Raw genomic sequence first — 16,960 nt, 5'->3', positions numbered from 1 at the left:
GAATGAAAACACGACAAGATGCTTGGACACATGAAGAAGACGTTATATTGGCGGAAACGGTATTGCGGTATATTCGTGAAGGGGGAACGCAACTTGCTGCGTTTGAAGAAGTTGGAGATCGCCTGAATCGGACAGCGGCAGCATGCGGATTCCGCTGGAACGCTGAAGTACGAAAGCGATACGTGGAAGCAATTGAATTAGCAAAAAAACAGCGAAAAGAACGGAAGCGAGCATTAGAACAAGCGAAAAAAATGCAGCGATCAGAAAATAAAGCACAGCCGCTTTCTACCAATTTCGTCTCTTTCCAACAAGAAACATCCGCTTTTCTTACAGCACCTTCCATTACGCTCGATCAATGCATTGCTTTTTTACAGACATTAAAATCTGATTATGAGCGTTCCGAAACGATCCAAATGGAAAATGAACGGTTAAAAAATGAAAATGCGCAATTGCGGACGCGCAACGAGGAACTGCAAAAAAAATTAGAGCGTCTTGAAGAACAACAATTCACTATGAAAGAAGATTACGAGGCATTAGTAAAAATTATGGAACGCGCTCGTAAACTGGTCGTAGAAGAAGAATATGGTGTACATCCAGCCCATATTTTCCGAATGGATAAAAACGGAAATCTAGAACACATCGCCCAATCCTGATAAAAACGTCGCAGAATGTTTTCTGCGACGTTTTTATTCTTCGCCAACCCGATAAATTTTAATATCTTTCAATAGTTCACGTACAACGTATGAAGCCATAATAAGCCCCGCTACCGATGGAACAAATGCATTCGAAGATGGCGGCATTTGCGCTTTGCGAATTGGAGATTGGTCATTCCCTACCACTTTACGGACATCTTCGCGAATAATAATTGGCTTTTCATCAGAAAACACAACTGGAATACCGCTCCGAATCCCTTCTTTACGCAATTTGGAGCGAATTATCTTTGCGATCGGGTCCGTATGGGTTTTCGAAATATCCACGATGCGGAAGCGTGTCGGATCCATTTTATTGGCTGCGCCCATGCTCGAAATAATCGGGATATTGCGCTTTAAACATTCTTTCATTAAATGGACTTTATATATGATCGTATCGGAAGCATCAATAACAAAATCAAGATCATAGCTAAAAAATTGCTCATATGTTTCTTCTGTATAAAACATTTGCAAAGCGATGACTTCACATTCCGGATTGATATCAGCAATTCGTTCTTTCATTAATTCCACTTTCGGACGGCCAATGGTGGAAAGAAGCGCATGAATTTGCCGGTTAATATTTGTAATATCAACATTATCCCGATCTACAAGAACAAGGCGTCCGATGCCGGAACGCGCCAACGCCTCAACAGCAAAGGAACCGACTCCGCCGACGCCAAGAACGGCAACCGTTGCATTTTTTAATTTTTCCAATCCTTCTTTTCCTATTGCTAATTCGTTCCGCGAAAATTGGTGTAACATGTATATCCCCCGTCACATAAATATTGCTTCCATAACGCTTTTTATCCTACAATAACAATCCCCTAAATTTCAATCTAAATTTTTGGTAAAACAAAAGAAATCCCTATGTAAAGAGCAATCTTTACATAGGGAAGTTTTTCAAACGATATATAACATATAACAATAAACTAACGTATAAGTCCCAATCGTGCCGTCGATGCCTTCGTTTTGAACCCGCTCCAAGCAGGTGGGTGCCCTGTTCCAAGGTTTGCACTTCCTCCATTATCAAAGGCATGTACGCTGCTTGGAAACTCCGGGCTCCCGTATAACTTATTGTTCGGTCAAAACAATAGGTTATACGACGAACACATCAGGACTATGCTTCTTTATTTAGATTTTATCATACATTTTACATCTTTTCAACGAAACAACTAATATTGCTCACTCTTTTTTTCCGAGTTAACAACTAAATGTAATTCTTCTAGCTGTTGTTCACTAACTGGGCTTGGCGCCTCTGTTAGCAAGCAGCTTGCACTTGCTGTTTTTGGAAATGCGATAGTATCGCGCAAGTTCGTTCGTCCTGCCAACAACATGACAAGACGGTCCAAGCCTAGCGCAATCCCTCCATGCGGCGGGGTGCCATATTCAAATGCTTCTAATAAGAAACCAAACTGCTTACGCGCTTCTTCTTCCGTAAATCCTAGGGCGCGAAACATCTTTTCCTGAACTTCCCGCTCAAAAATACGCATCGAACCGCCGCCGAGTTCATAGCCGTTTAACACAAGGTCATATGCCTGTGCCCGTACTTTTTCTGGATTTGTCTCTAATTGTGGCAAGTCTTCACGCACTGGCATGGTAAACGGATGATGCGCCGCGTAATAACGCCCGTCTTCTTCATCATACTCTAACAGTGGCCAGTCTGTAATCCAAAGGAAATTAAATTTCGTTTCATCAATTAAATTTAAATCTTTTCCAAGTTTTACACGCAACGCGCCAAGCGCATTGGCAACCACCGTCTTATGATCGGCAACAAACAGCAATAAATCGCCGGCTTCTGCCTCAAGCGTTCGAATCAGTCCGTTTTGTTCTTCTTCTGTGAAAAATTTAGCGATTGGTCCTTTCAATCCATCTTCTTCCACTTTCAACCACGCCAGTCCTTTTGCCCCGTAACGCGCGACAAACTCAGCTAGCGCGTCGATGTCTTTGCGCGAATATTGATCTGCTGCTCCTTTTACATTAATCGCCTTTACTTGTCCTCCGTTTGCAATGGCGCCTGCAAATACTTTGAAGGAAGAATTCTTCACGATTTCCGATACATCGACAAGTTCTAGACCAAAGCGCGTATCCGGCTTGTCCGAACCATAACGGCTCATTGCCTCATCGTAAGACATGCGCGGGAATGGCAAGGAAATGTCGATTCCTTTCGCCATTTTCATGACATATGCCATCATTCGTTCCGTTAGCTGCATAATCTCTTCTTGGCTCATAAACGATGTTTCAATATCAATTTGGGTAAACTCTGGCTGACGGTCTGCACGTAAGTCTTCGTCACGGAAACAACGAGCAATTTGATAATATCGTTCGAATCCCGCTACCATTAAGAGCTGCTTAAATATTTGCGGCGATTGCGGAAGCGCGTAAAACTCGCCTGGATGAACGCGGCTTGGCACTAAATAGTCACGCGCCCCTTCCGGCGTGCTTTTCGTTAAAATTGGCGTTTCCACTTCCAAAAAGCCTTCTCCGTCTAAAAAGTCGCGAATAGCCTTTGTCACTCGGTGCCGCAATTGCAAAGTACGAAACATAACCGGGCGGCGCAAGTCTAAATAACGATATTTAAGACGCACTTCTTCAGCTACGTCCGTTTGATCCGCGATGACAAACGGCGGTGTTTTTGCTTCGTTAATGATGGTTATACGCTCTGCTTGAATTTCAATTTTTCCTGTCGGAAGATTTGGATTGATCGTTCCCTCCTCCCGGGCAACAACGGTGCCTTCCACACTCAATACGTATTCATTCCGCACTTTTTCTGCCACATTCAGCGCTTCTTTTGACACTTCCGGACTGAACACGACTTGCACGATTCCCGTCCGGTCACGAAGGTCGATGAAAATCAGCCCGCCAAGGTCGCGGCGTTTTTGTACCCAACCTTTTAAAACCACTTTTTCCCCAATCGCTTTTTCGGTGATTTCACCGCAATAATATGTCCTTCCAAACACGCTCTCATCCCTCCTATGACAATCTTTCTTTTAAATAATCGACGACAGAATGTAGCGGTACTTCTGTTTGCTCTCCTGTGCTCATCTCTTTTATATTGATTACTTCTTTTGCGAGTTCATCATCGCCGAGAATCGCCACAAACTTGGCGTTCAAGCGGTCTGCCGATTTTAATTGCGCTTTTATTTTCCGGTCCTGATAATCTTTATCAGCGACAATTCCAGCTTTTCGCAGCTTGTGAACAAGTAATATGGACTCATCTTTTGCTTTTTCGCCAACAGCGACAACATAGCAATCAATGCCTTCGCTAATCGGCAATGTAATCCCTTCTGCCTCTAAAGCGGCGAGCAACCGCTCAATACTTAGCGCAAATCCAATCCCAGGTGTTTCTGGCCCGCCTATTTCTTGCACCAATCCGCTATAGCGACCTCCACCGCATAACGTTGTAATCGCTCCAAATCCTTCTGCATCACTCATAATTTCAAACGTCGTATGATGATAATAATCTAATCCGCGTACGAGGCGAGGATCTACTTCAAATGGAATTCCCAATTTCGTTAAGTAAGCTTTTACTTTTTCAAAATAATGCCGCGATTCATCGTTTAAATAATCGAGAATCGATGGCGCCGTTGCCATTAATTCATGGTCACGGTCTTTTTTGCAATCTAAAATGCGAAGCGGATTTTTTTCCAGACGCACCTGGCAATCTTCGCAAAGTTCATGAATCCGGCTTTTAAAATGATCGATCAGCGCTTGACGATGCGCTTTTCGGGTTTCTACATCCCCTAGGCTGTTAATGACCAGTCTTAATTTTTTTAATCCTAACGATCGATACAATTCCATCGCCATTGCAATAACTTCCGCGTCAATCGCCGGATCATTGCTTCCAATCGCTTCCACACCAAATTGAACAAATTGACGGAACCGCCCTGCCTGCGGCCGTTCGTAGCGGAACATCGGACCTATGTAATATAACTTAATTGGCTGATTTGGATTGCCGTACATTTTATTTTCAACGAACGAACGCACAACCGGCGCAGTCCCTTCCGGACGAAGCGTCATGCTTCTTCCTGCCCGGTCTTCAAACGTATACATTTCTTTTTGCACAATATCCGTCGTATCGCCAACACCGCGCAAAAATAATTCGGTATATTCAAAGATCGGAGTGCGAATTTCATGGTAATTGTAACGTTTGCAAATATCACGCGCTATTTTTTCAACATATTGCCACTTTTCTACTTCACCAGGCAAAATATCCTGCGTTCCTCGCGGAATTTGAAAAGCCATAAACAAACCCTCCTTCTCCAAAAATAAAAACGCCCTTCTTCCCTACTTATAAATAGGGACGAGAGCGTTGTTCCCGTGGTGCCACCCTAATTGAAGCAAAAAGCTTCCACTTATTACCGATAACGCGAGATTCGCGTTCCCTTTTACTGGCGCAAATGACGCGTTCAAAGGGAAACCTACGGAGTGTCTTTCGTTAAGTCATCATGGAGAAATGCTTCCAGCCTAAGGCATTTCCTCTCTGGCCATGTGTATTCTTAACTACTTTTCTCCGTCATTGGTTGTTATTATATACAATTTTTATAACCTATCTTACGAATGAAAATTCATTTTGTCAAGGAGAAAATGACACTTTTCAAGAACGAAACAGTTGTTTTTTTAGTTTTTGTACGTCTCTTAGCGTCAATCCAAACTCTGACGCTAATTCAAATGCTGTATGTTCCGCCTCTTTTCTCATAAATTCGTGAAAATCAATATGAAACAGTTCACTTGCTCTTCGATGCGCAAACTCTCCTTTCGCGCTATGCCGCAATTTTGCTCATCCTTCCTCTGTGCTATATTCTTTTTTATTTTTTCCCATTTAGATAAAAAATAAAAAAGAATTTGGCCGCTTTGAAAGGATAAAAAAAAGCGGGCGAACATTATTTGTTCCCCGCTTTTTCCTTACTTTCTACAATCAAAGTGACAGGACCATCATTAATTAATTCCACTTCCATCATCGCTCCAAACTTTCCCGTTTCAACACGGATGCCTTTTTGACGAAGCGCTTCGTTCATCGCTTCATAAATTGGCAATGCATGATCCGGTTTCGCCGCTTCCATAAAGTTCGGGCGCCGGCCTTTTCGGCAATCGCCATACAAGGTAAATTGCGATACGGATAAAATTTCTCCGCCAACGTCCAGCACGGAGAGATTCATTTTTCCGGATTCATCCTCGAAAATGCGCAAATGTGCGATTTTATCTGCAATAAACGCTGCATCCTCAACCGTATCGCTATGAGTGACGCCAACCAGAAGAACAAGACCATGGTCAATGGAACCGACAACTTCCCCATTCACTGTCACTTTTGCATGTTTTGCCCGTTGTACTACTACTCTCATCACACTTTTCCTTTCTAATTATTCATGATTCGCTGTACTGAGTAAATATCTGGTATTTGTTTAATTCGATCGACCACTTTTTGTAAATGACTAATATTGCGAATGGCAATCGTCATATGAATAGTTGCGATTTTATTGCGGTGATCGGATCTTCCTGAAACAGCCGAAATGTCCGTTTTCGTTTCATTTACCGCTTGCAGCACTTCGTTTAACAACCCGCGGCGGTCAAAACCAGTAATCTCAATTTCCACGTTATATTCGCGATTTGATTGTACATCACTTTCCCATTCCACCGAAATTAAGCGGTCTAATGCCTCTTCTGTCTGCACATTTGGACAATCAGCACGATGAACTGATATTCCGCGTCCTCTTGTAATAAAGCCGATGATTTCATCCCCAGGAACTGGATTACAGCAACGCGACAAACGAATAAGCAAGTTGTCCATTCCTTGCACACGAATGCCGTAATCACGTTTCTTTGCAGTTGGTATTTTCGTTTCTGGTATTGTCTCTGTCAATTTTTTCTGTTGTTCTTCCAAATCACGCTGCTTTCGCCATTTGTCTGTTAAACGGTGAGCAATTTGCGCCGCGGTAATCCCATGATAACCGACCGCGGCGTACATATCCTCTTCGTTCGAAAAATTAAATTTCTCCGCAACGCGCTTGACGTTTTCCGCCGTTAAAATTTCTTTGACATCAAATCCGAGGCTGCGGACTTCTTTTTCGACAAGCTCTCTTCCTTTTTCAATATTTTCTTCCCGTCTTTGCTTTTTGAAAAACTGACGGATTTTATTTTTCGCATGGGACGTTTGCGCCAGCTTCAGCCAATCTTGACTTGGCCCATACGAGTGCTTCGAAGTCAGAATCTCGACAATGTCGCCTGTCTGCAGCTTGTAATCGAGCGGCACCATTTTGCCGTTGACCTTGGCGCCGATCGTTTTATTGCCAATTTCCGAATGGATGCGATAGGCGAAATCAATCGGCACCGAACCGGCCGGCAATTCGATGACATCTCCTTTTGGCGTAAACACAAACACCATATCGGAGAATAAATCCATCTTCAGCGATTCCATAAATTCTTCGGCGTTGCTCGCATCGTTTTGCCATTCTAAAATTTCACGGAACCATGATAATTTTTCTTCAAACGAATTTGGTTTAATCGTCTTTCCTTCTTTATATGCCCAGTGCGCGGCAATTCCGAACTCAGCGATTTGATGCATCTCAAACGTGCGAATTTGTACCTCTAGCGGTTCTCCTTTTGGACCAATCACCGTTGTGTGAAGCGATTGATACATATTCGGTTTTGGCATCGCAATATAATCTTTGAAACGCCCCGGCATCGGCTTCCAACATGTATGAATGATGCCCAATACGGCATAGCAGTCTTTAATGCTGTTAACAATAATGCGGACAGCAAGCAGATCGTAAATTTCATTAAACTGTTACCCGTGGTGCTAGTTGAGCTTTAGCGCTCAACTAGCCCAAGTGTAACCAGGGAATAAGCTAACAATATACCGTCTAGTGCCACTTCAAATCCGATAATCGAATTGGCTCGGATCCCCGTGATGCGATAGTGGTCAACCAGAACCGAGAACACCGTCTCGATCACTTTGCGTTTTTGTTGGATCCATTTCTCCCATGCCTCGGACGCACGATGTTTCTGGTTTTTTCGAGACGGAGTCCAAAGCGCCATTTGGTATTCTTCGTACAGCCTTTTTTGCAAGTCACGGCTAATGAATCCTTTGTCCCCAAAGTTATAGGGATGAGGAATTTGAGTCATCACGCTTTCGGCTGCGATTCGATCGTGGCAAGATGCTTCCGTCACCACATACCCCATTGGCAACCCTTGATCGGTCACTTGAAGGTGCAGCTTCAACCCGTAGTACCATTGCTTTTTGGAAGCGCAATACCCGATGTCGGCGATCTCTTGAAACCGTTTGACGCGATGCATTCTTGCCGTATGGCACAATGGGAGCGGCAAGCTGTCCACGACGGCATAGGCATGATGTTGGCCGCGTTTTGCCAGCTCATGGCGGATCCATTTGATAGCGAAGCCAAGCGCCCGGCAGCGGCGGTTATACCGGGAACGTTCGAGAAACGAGCCGTTTGTGAACAAATTTCCCGTGACAAAACGATGCCACGCCCGTTCAGAAGTAAAACCGAGCAGCTTTCCTAAAAGATGAATGGCGATGATGACAGCGTCCTCTTGCTTGACCAAATGGCGATTTCGACGATGAAGATGCACCTGAATGCATGAAAGTTGAGCAGAAACAAAAACGAAAATGGCGGCATATTGCTTTTGAATCTTGGCCCGATCTGTAGTAAAATGAAAGTGCTCTTGCATAGGAATCCTCCTTTTTAATGGTTGGTTGCACTTTCATTTTAAGGGGATCCTCATGCAAGGGCTATTTTTATGCTTGTTTGAGTTTATCTAGCACCACGGGTTAAACTGTTTATTTTGCATGACCATTTTGCGATAGATGCTATAAATATGTTTCGGTCTTCCGGAAATTTCGCATGGAATAGAAACTTCGTTCAGCCGTTCACGCACTTCTTGAATGACTTCTTCCAAATATTGTTCGCGTTCGGCCCGTTTTTTCTTCATTAAATTCACGATGCGGTAATATTGCTGCGGATTTAAGTAGCGAAGGGCGGTATCTTCCAGTTCCCACTTAATTTTGGAAATTCCAAGGCGGTGTGCCAATGGCGCAAAAATCTCTAACGTTTCATTTGCAATTCTCCGCTGTTTTTCGATCGGCAAATGCTTCAGTGTCCGCATATTATGGAGGCGATCCGCTAATTTAATGAGAATGACACGAATGTCTTGCGCCATTGCCAAAAACATTTTCCGGTGGTTTTCCGCTTGCTGTTCTTCTTGGGATTTATATTTAATTTTTCCTAACTTTGTCACGCCGTCTACGAGCATCGCCACTTCGCTACCGAATTCCCGTTCCAAATCTTCCTTCGTTGCCTCCGTATCTTCGACAACGTCATGCAAAAATCCAGCTGCGATCGTGGCAGGATCCATTTTTAAATCTACTAAAATGCCGGCAACTTGAATCGGATGAATAATGTATGGTTCTCCCGATTTGCGATATTGATCGCGATGAGCGTGGTTAGCAAATTCATACGCCTTCTTAATAAATTCGACATCTCTTTCAGACAAATAGCAGCTTGCCTGCTCAAAGACTTGTTCCGCTGTTAATACCTGTTCGTTGGCCATAGGATCAAATCACCTTTACGTATAATAAAATCATGTATTGATTACTATATTATCATGAAAATTTTTTATAATGTAAAGAGTTATGCAACGCTTGCTGCCTCATGTTAACAATTACCACCATTAGAAACTAATAAGAAAGAGCACTCACTAGAGTGCCCTTTTTATTTATTGTAACGAAATATGACAGCTATGTCGATGGTTAGAATTGCATAAGTGCTAAAATATCATAACCTTCTAATTTTTTGCGTCCCTCAAGCTCGGTAAGCTCTATTAAAAAGGCAATGCCAGCTACCACACCGCCTAGCTGTTCGACAAGTTGAATCGTAGCGCGAATCGTTCCGCCTGTCGCCAATAAATCATCTGTAATTAACACGCGTTGTCCCGGTTTAATCGCATCTTTATGCATCGTCAATACATCTTTTCCATATTCTAATCCGTATTCCACACGAACTACTTCGCGCGGAAGCTTTCCTTCCTTGCGCACCGGAGCAAATCCTACACCAAGCGCATACGCAACAGGGCAGCCAATAATAAATCCTCGCGCTTCAGGTCCAACAACAATATCAATTTTCTTTTCGCGCGCGTACTCCACAATTTGATCTGTCGCATATTTATATACTTCGCCTTTATCCATCAATGTGGTAATATCTTTAAACATAATCCCAGGTTTAGGGAAATCTGGAACAATTGTAACATATTGTTTCAAGTCCATTACACATTTGCCTCCTCGTATGTTTGCGAACCTTTCATTTCGAAAAGACAACGCTTTAATTGTTCATATGTTGAATACAAAAATAGATTTTCAAGCTCAAACTGAGCTTGTTTAAAGCGATAAGTCGGCGATTCGCTTAAATCGCGTTTAGCCGGTTGAGGAACAAGCGATACAACTCCATCCTGTTGCGTAATAAATTCCAGCTCGAGAAATACTTTTGCCATAAACCGGACAGTTTCTTCTGTCCATCCACGCGCACGTGCTAACTCGCCACCATACTTAGCCAAGTTAAACACACCTTTTTTTCTCAAAAACGCATAAAACCATTTAAAATGATCACGCGTTGGCAACGTGCGAAAAAAATGAGTCTCCCTTTGATAGAATAACGCATAAATGCGCGCAGGTAAACTAGAACGTAACAACATTTTTATGATTTCCAAAGACGTTGGCATATCTAACAGCACAACGTACCGGTTATCTAAACAAAGCCGCGACGCTTCTTCCACTGAGGCCGTGTAGTAAATCTCTTCTTTATATGCTTCAAGTCCTAATGCATCTGCCGTACCTTCCCGAAACATAATCAACATCCGCTTATCTTTCGGAAGAGACGCAATCAGTGGCCGTACATCGCGCATACCGCGAATATCATACAATTGACATTCATGCACCGCAACATCGCAAATCATTAGCTGCGGTTTGCGAAGATTGTTCCACTCATTCACCATTAACTCGCCAACCACGGACACTTTCGCATCTGGAGCGATTTCATCGCACAAATAACCAAAGCCGAACCCGACGCTATCAATCGCAGCGCCATTTTGGGCGAAAACAGCCTTTAAATGCGACTGGTCAGCCCCGATGCGTCGGATCGTTTCCACTGATACATTTTCCATTAAAAAAAGAGGCTTTGCGTTATCTACACCAAACGGAGCAAACTTTTCAAGCTGTTCGGCTACCGAAAGCGTTAAATCAGATACGGAACAAACTGCATCAATCGGTGTAATTGGGGTAAAATCATCGGCTGTCAACATATCATCGGCAAGTGCGTTGAGACGCTGACGCAATTCATCAATATGATCAACCGATAATGTCATTCCCGCCGCCATTGGATGCCCGCCAAAATGTGGCAAAATATCGCGACATGTCGATAAGCTTGAAAACATATCAAACCCATGAATGCTTCGCGCCGAACCTTTTGCAATTCCTTTCTCGGAATCAATGCTCAAAACAATCGTCGGACGGTAAAATTGTTCAACCAATCGGGAAGCAACAATGCCAATGACCCCTGGATTCCATCCTTCTTTTGCGATCACAAGCACTTTATTTTCGGATGGCGGAAATTGTTCATTTACTATTTGTGCCGCTTCCTCCGCTATTTTCGCGACAAGCTGCTGCCGCTCCCGATTTAAATCATCCATTTCTTTCGCAAGTCTTTGTGCTTCCTCTTCTTTCTCCGTCATTAACAATCTGACAGCAGGGGTTGCTTCTCCCAACCGGCCAACTGCATTCATCCGCGGCGCAATAACGAACCCAACCGTCTGTTCGTTAATTTCTTTTGCTTCTATTCCACATTGTTTACACAATGCACGCAATCCAATACGTTTCGTATTTCGCAACTGTTCAAGCCCTTGTGCAACCAACAGACGATTTTCTCCGGTAAGGGAAACGAGATCAGCGATCGTTCCAATTGCTACGACATCTAAAAAATGACGCGGCACATCCCCAAGCAATGCGTGGGCAACTTTAAATGCTACTCCGACGCCTGCTAATTCACGAAACGGGTATGTACTGCCGGGCTTTTTCGGATGAATAATTTCATATGCTTCCGGCAACGCCGGTCCCACTTCATGATGATCTGTAATAATGACATCCATACCAAGCTCATTGGCAAGCGCCACTTCCTTCACTGCAGCAATGCCGTTATCGACCGTGATAATCAGAGAAAATCCTTGCTCCTTTGCCCAACGAAATGCATTCTCATTCGGACCGTATCCTTCGGTAAATCGATTGGGAATGTAAAAATCCACAATGGCGCCAGCTTCCTTCAGAGCACTAACCATTACCGTCGTGCTGCTTACGCCGTCAGCATCATAATCACCATATACCAAAATATGCTCTCCATGTTGTATCGCCCGTTGAATCCGCTCAATTGCCCGTTCCATCCCATCTAGCAAAAACGGATCATGAAACGGTTGTTTCAGCGGATATAAAAACGCGTTCGCCTCTTCTACCGTACGAACTCCACGATGAACAAGAAGCTTCGCAATCAACGGATCCATATGCGACTGTTCTACTAAATGCGTTACGATATTTTCGTCAGGACGTTTCACATCCCAACGTGTTTTTGCTATTAACATGTATCCCACCTCAACTCTTCCTATTATACAAAAAGGAAAAAAGGGTGAGCAATGAAGTTATTGTTTTTTTTGAATGATACGCGGGCTAACCATTTATTCGTCCAATCGATAATATAAGACATAAAACAAAAATGCCCCATAAAAACATGGGGCATTTTTTGCCTTCCGCTTTTCGTTATACTTGTGGTTCCAATTCTTTTTCTGAACGTTTTTTCGTCTTTCCTTTTTTCAATTGGTTGCCTTTCCAAACAATCCATAATTGCGCGGCGATGAATAAAGAAGAGTAAACCCCGCATATTAAACCAACGAAAAGGGCGATATTAAAGTTGAGAATCGCTTCACTGCCGAAGATCAAGAGAGCAACAACGGTAAAGATGACCGTTAACACCGTGTTAATGGAACGAGTAAGCGTTTGTTGCAATGCTCTGTTGACGATATGTTTTAAATCATCCACCGTTTTCACTTTGCGTTTTTTCAGTAAATAACGGATGCGGTCAAAAGTAACGATCGTATCGTTAATCGAATAACCGATAATCGTTAACACCGCAGCAATAAACGTTAAGTCAACTTCTAAACGAGTCAAGCTGAAAAAGGTGACGATGACAAACGCATCGTGAAGAAGCGCCACGATCGCGGCAAGCGCCATATATATTTCAAAACGAATCGTCACATAAATAATAATCCCAATGGACGAAATGAGCACAGCGATCAATGCGTTACGCGCCAATTCTTTTCCAATAACCGGAGATACCGTGCTGACGTTCGGCTCTGAACCATATTGCTGTTTAAAGTGTGCTTTTAGTTCCGCAATTTCTTTTTTGCTTAACACGCCGATCAAACGAGCAACACCGATATTATTATGCTCGCCTGATAATACGATGTCCTCCGGTTTTAAGTCAAGCTTTTGAAACTCTTCTTTTAACTGCTGAACATTAATTGGTTTATCACTCATTACTTCTATGCGCGTGCCGCTCGTAAAATCGATGCCAAGATTAAGCTTCAGCGTTAATAAGGCAATAATCCCGATCACCGTTAGCAAACCAGAAAAAATGAAAAACTTTTTACTATGTTTTACGAAGTCCAAACGATCAAATTTTGTCGGTACTTCCGTATGATCCGTTGTTTCGGCGATATTTAAGATTTCCGATTTTTTTACACCGAAATAGCCTGGCTTATTGTTCAGCCAGCGGCTATGGACAAGCAGGCCAAGCAACAGGCGCGTGCCGTACACCGCGGTGATGAAGCTTGCTAAAATGCTGATGATCAGCATCGTTGCGAACCCTTTTACTGAGCTTGTCCCGTAAATAAAGAGAACAATACCGGCAATCATCGTCGTAATGTTCGCATCCACAATTGTCGCCAACGATCCTCTATTCCCAGAACGGAATGCCGACATAACCGACTTGCCTAGCTTAATTTCCTCTTTAATCCGCTCATACGTAATAATATTGGCATCAACCGCCATCCCGACACCTAAAACAAGGGCAGCAATTCCCGGCAATGTCAATACGCCGTTCATCCAATCAAAGATAAGCAAAATAAGGTAAATATAAACAGTTAATGTAATGACAGCGATAACCCCTGGCAAACGATAAAACAAAATCATAAAGAGGAAAATCGCTGCAACCCCTACAATGCCGGCAAAAATTGTTTTTTGCAGGGCATTTTGGCCAAACTGCGCCCCGACCGATGTCGAGTAAATTTCTTTTAACTCGACTGGAAGCGCGCCAGCATTAAGCAGGTCAGCTAATTGCTGTGCCTCCTTAACGGTGAAATTGCCTACGATGGAGACATCTGTTTGGGCAAATACTTGGTTTACCGCTGCCGCGGAAATAAATTTTGGATCTGCTTTTCCCGCTTCTTTCGCGTAGGAATCTTCTCCTTCTTTAAAGTCCAGCCAAATGACCAATAAGTTATTTGGCGGTCCCATTTTATATACTTTTTCTGTCACTTGTTTAAATTTATCCGCATCTTTTAATTTAATGGCAACACTCGGTTTCCCGTTTTCGTCAAAGGACAGCTTTGCTCCGCCTTGAACAAGATCGCTTCCATCCATTAACACGTTATCATGCACGTCGCGGAACGTTAATTTTGCCTGCGTTGATAAAATCTCGCGCGCTTGATTTTGATCTTTTATCCCCGCAAGCTGCACGCGAATCCGATTTTTTCCTTCTATTTGAATGTTTGGCTCGCTCACACCGAGCACGTTAATCCGTTTGTTTAGCGCGCTCACCGTGCTTTTTAATGTTTCTTTGTCAATTTTATCGCCTTTTTTCGCTGGCTTTACTTCATACAGCACTTCAAAGCCGCCTTGCAAATCAAGACCTAATTTAATGTTATGTAAAATTCCTTGAATCGTCGGCCCCATCACTCCTGCAAAAAGCAAAAGCAACAGGAAAAACGCGACAATGCGACTGCGTTTTACCATAATAAAAAAGTCCTCCTTCAACTCGTCTTACCACTTACTTTTCGTGATTGCCACTCAGCTAGAATTACTTACTAGATTAATTTTGAAAAAAAGAAAACTTCTCTTACACCGAAAAACAATGCTTGCGAGCGCTTGGTTTTTCTCAATAATCCAATTATGAAACAGTTAACGGAAACTGTCAATTTTCTACATCACTATAATAATTCGTTTAACACTGCTTCTAAATCATCATTTCCAGAAGAGTGCTGTTCTTTATATGATTGCATCGTAATAAATGACATGTACTCGCCGATTTGTAACGATAAAATATCGTTGACAAGCTCAAATAACTTTCTTTCTTCTTTAAAATTTTTCCATTTCTTTTGAACTAGATAATCCCATATTTGATCCATCGTCACCTGTTTATAACCAAGCAGGCGAAATTCATCATACTTGCATTGTAATGCGGGCATCAGCTGTTCTCGCAGTTCTTTTTGTTTTTCCTTTTCCATTCTCTCGCCTTCTCCCTCTGAAAACTTGTCATGCTTGTTTATATGTATTGCATATAGTTAATTGTATAAAAGATCATGACATTTGAGAAGGTAGGGAGACGAGATGTCTAAATTTCTACAGGGAACGATGATTTTAATCGTTGCTGGTTTGATTACAAGGATTCTTGGATTTGTCAACCGCATTGTCGTCGCCCGCGTTATTGGCGAGGAAGGCGTTGGATTGTACATGATGGCGATGCCAACGCTTGTGTTAGCCATTACGATCACGCAAATGGGGCTCCCTGTCGCCATTTCGAAACTAGTTGCAGAAGCCGAAGCGGTTGGCGATCGACAAAAAGTGAAAAAAATTCTTGTTGTCTCTTTAACGATTACAAGTATACTTAGCGTTATCTTCTTCCCTACTATGATATTGCTTGCACCATTTTTATCACGAACATTATTTACTGACCCACGCACTTATTATCCGTTAATCGCTATTGCTCCTGTCGTCCCAATCATAGCGGTTTCTTCCGTGTTACGCGGTTATTTCCAAGGAAAACAGCAAATGAAGCCGTACGCATATTCACAGCTTTTAGAACAAATCGTTCGCATTAGTTTGATTGCCTATTGTACAAAAGCATTATTGCCGTATGGCATTGAATATGCTGCTGCAGGTGCGATGTTTTCATCTGTTATTGGTGAATTCATGTCATTATTATATTTGCTTTACATGTTTAAATTAAAAAAATCCATTAAGCTGCGAACAAAGTTTATTCAATATGTCAAGGCAGGAAAAGAAACGTTTGCAAGTTTAATGCGCATCGCTTTGCCAACGACAGGAAGCCGTTTAATTGGCTCTCTTTCTTGGTTTTTGGAGCCGATTGTCGTTGCAAACAGCTTGGCAATGGCCGGAGTCGCAACAACGCTAGCTACAAAACAATATGGTCAGCTGACTGGCTATGCTCTTCCATTATTAATGCTGCCGTCTTTTATTACGTATTCACTATCCACCTCTCTTGTTCCAGCAATCAGTGAAGCAATGGCACAAAAACAAACATTATTGGTTGAACATCGCATTCAGCAAGCAATGCGTCTTTCTCTCGTCACAGGCGGGCTCTCTGTCGTCGTCTTATATGTATTTGCAGAACCGCTCATGCAACTGATGTACGGTACAAGTGAAGCGACTATTTTTGTCAAAGTGATGGCACCATTTTTTCTATTTTATTACTTTCAAGGTCCGCTGCAGGCAGTATTGCAGGCTCTTGATTTAGCGAAAGCAGCGATGACAAATAGCTTAATTGGCGCAGCCGTAAAAATTGTCTGTATTTTCGCCTTAGCAACCCAACCGAGCTTAGGAATTATGGGAGCAGCATTGGCCGTTGCGATCAACACTGTGTTAGTCACATTGCTTCATTTTGCAACGATTATAAAAGTAGTATCTTATTCTATTTATCCACTCGAATATGTCAAGGCTTGTTTATCCATCACTATAGCAGGTGTTGCTGGGTACGTATCATTCCACTATTCTTTCATCATGCTGCCACTGCCTATACGAACGTTGGCTTCTATTACCGTTACCGCCATCGTTTACTTGCTTCTGCTGATTATTTTTCAATTGGTCAAACGAGAAGAGCTTGCACATATTCCGGCAATTGGTGCTTTTTTTGCGAAAAAAAATCGCAAATAAACTTCTAAACATGTCCGAATAGGAATATATTTTGGTGAAACTTATTTATCGGGCG

12 protein-coding genes, 1 other RNA gene, 2 pseudogenes and 1 other annotated feature are annotated in these 16,960 nt (G+C 42.7%); of the genes and pseudogenes, 2 read left to right on the top strand and 13 right to left on the bottom strand.

Annotation, left to right across the window (positions count from 1 at the left end):
• Window positions 1-2: 2 nt before the first annotated feature.
• Window positions 3-653, top strand: a complete 651-nt coding sequence (locus tag FNL97_RS04740) for an RsfA family transcriptional regulator (protein ID WP_205729484.1) — start codon at window positions 3-5, stop codon at window positions 651-653.
• 33 nt (window positions 654-686) lie between these two features.
• Here FNL97_RS04740 and FNL97_RS04735 read toward each other — a convergent pair whose 3' ends face one another.
• The 13 genes and pseudogenes from FNL97_RS04735 to FNL97_RS04680 all read right to left on the bottom strand — a co-directional run bounded on the left by FNL97_RS04735 (window position 687) and on the right by FNL97_RS04680 (window position 15,239).
• Complete coding sequence (locus tag FNL97_RS04735) at window positions 687-1,451, bottom strand: tRNA threonylcarbamoyladenosine dehydratase (RefSeq protein ID WP_062677171.1); 765 nt, start codon at window positions 1,449-1,451, stop codon at window positions 687-689.
• A 174-nt stretch (window positions 1,452-1,625) separates the two neighbouring features.
• Window positions 1,626-1,810, bottom strand: a non-coding RNA gene (gene ssrS / locus FNL97_RS04730) — 6S RNA.
• A gap of 51 nt (window positions 1,811-1,861) precedes the next feature.
• Window positions 1,862-3,646: an aspartate--tRNA ligase gene (gene aspS / locus FNL97_RS04725; protein WP_062753010.1), complete on the bottom strand. Its 1,785-nt coding sequence runs from the start codon at window positions 3,644-3,646 to the stop codon at window positions 1,862-1,864.
• Between the two features lie 13 nt (window positions 3,647-3,659).
• Window positions 3,660-4,931 (bottom strand): histidine--tRNA ligase, encoded by a 1,272-nt coding sequence (gene hisS, locus FNL97_RS04720; protein ID WP_062677169.1) that lies wholly within the window; start codon window positions 4,929-4,931, stop codon window positions 3,660-3,662.
• A gap of 51 nt (window positions 4,932-4,982) precedes the next feature.
• Window positions 4,983-5,215 (bottom strand) — a binding site (T-box leader).
• A 68-nt stretch (window positions 5,216-5,283) separates the two neighbouring features.
• Window positions 5,284-5,460: a hypothetical protein gene (locus FNL97_RS17905; RefSeq protein WP_015864616.1), complete on the bottom strand. Its 177-nt coding sequence runs from the start codon at window positions 5,458-5,460 to the stop codon at window positions 5,284-5,286.
• 109 nt (window positions 5,461-5,569) lie between these two features.
• Window positions 5,570-6,028, bottom strand: a complete 459-nt coding sequence (gene dtd, locus FNL97_RS04715) for a D-aminoacyl-tRNA deacylase (RefSeq protein ID WP_062677168.1) — start codon at window positions 6,026-6,028, stop codon at window positions 5,570-5,572.
• Between the two features lie 14 nt (window positions 6,029-6,042).
• A pseudogene (locus tag FNL97_RS04710) lies at window positions 6,043-7,470 on the bottom strand (RelA/SpoT family protein); the annotation flags it as partial.
• A gap of 23 nt (window positions 7,471-7,493) precedes the next feature.
• Window positions 7,494-8,372 carry an IS982 family transposase gene (locus FNL97_RS04705; RefSeq protein WP_143415144.1) on the bottom strand — a complete coding sequence of 293 codons (879 nt, stop codon included), beginning with the start codon at window positions 8,370-8,372 and terminating at the stop codon, window positions 7,494-7,496.
• Window positions 8,373-8,471: 99 nt separating this feature from the next.
• Window positions 8,472-9,251, bottom strand: a pseudogene (locus FNL97_RS04700) (HD domain-containing protein); the annotation flags it as partial.
• A gap of 199 nt (window positions 9,252-9,450) precedes the next feature.
• Window positions 9,451-9,963, bottom strand: a complete 513-nt coding sequence (locus FNL97_RS04695; protein WP_015864619.1) for an adenine phosphoribosyltransferase — start codon at window positions 9,961-9,963, stop codon at window positions 9,451-9,453.
• Window positions 9,963-12,320: a single-stranded-DNA-specific exonuclease RecJ gene (gene recJ, locus FNL97_RS04690; protein WP_015864620.1), complete on the bottom strand. Its 2,358-nt coding sequence runs from the start codon at window positions 12,318-12,320 to the stop codon at window positions 9,963-9,965. Before recJ ends, FNL97_RS04695 begins: the two co-directional genes overlap by 1 nt.
• A 175-nt stretch (window positions 12,321-12,495) precedes the next feature.
• Window positions 12,496-14,748, bottom strand: coding sequence for a protein translocase subunit SecDF (gene secDF, locus FNL97_RS04685; RefSeq protein ID WP_143415143.1), 2,253 nt, complete (start codon window positions 14,746-14,748; stop codon window positions 12,496-12,498).
• 194 nt (window positions 14,749-14,942) lie between these two features.
• Window positions 14,943-15,239 carry a post-transcriptional regulator gene (locus tag FNL97_RS04680; protein ID WP_015864622.1) on the bottom strand — a complete coding sequence of 99 codons (297 nt, stop codon included), beginning with the start codon at window positions 15,237-15,239 and terminating at the stop codon, window positions 14,943-14,945.
• A 103-nt stretch (window positions 15,240-15,342) separates the two neighbouring features.
• On the opposite strand from FNL97_RS04680, the gene spoVB reads away from it, so the two are divergent.
• On the top strand, window positions 15,343-16,905 hold the full coding sequence (spoVB, locus tag FNL97_RS04675) for a stage V sporulation protein B (protein WP_097354784.1): 1,563 nt from the start codon (window positions 15,343-15,345) through the stop codon (window positions 16,903-16,905).
• Window positions 16,906-16,960 lie beyond the last annotated feature (55 nt).

The organism is Geobacillus sp. E263, assembly GCF_007197795.1.
GTDB classification, from domain to species: domain Bacteria; phylum Bacillota; class Bacilli; order Bacillales; family Anoxybacillaceae; genus Parageobacillus_B; species Parageobacillus_B toebii.
Note: the sequence above shows the minus strand (reverse complement) of the source record. Positions and strands in the feature narration are given on the sequence as shown.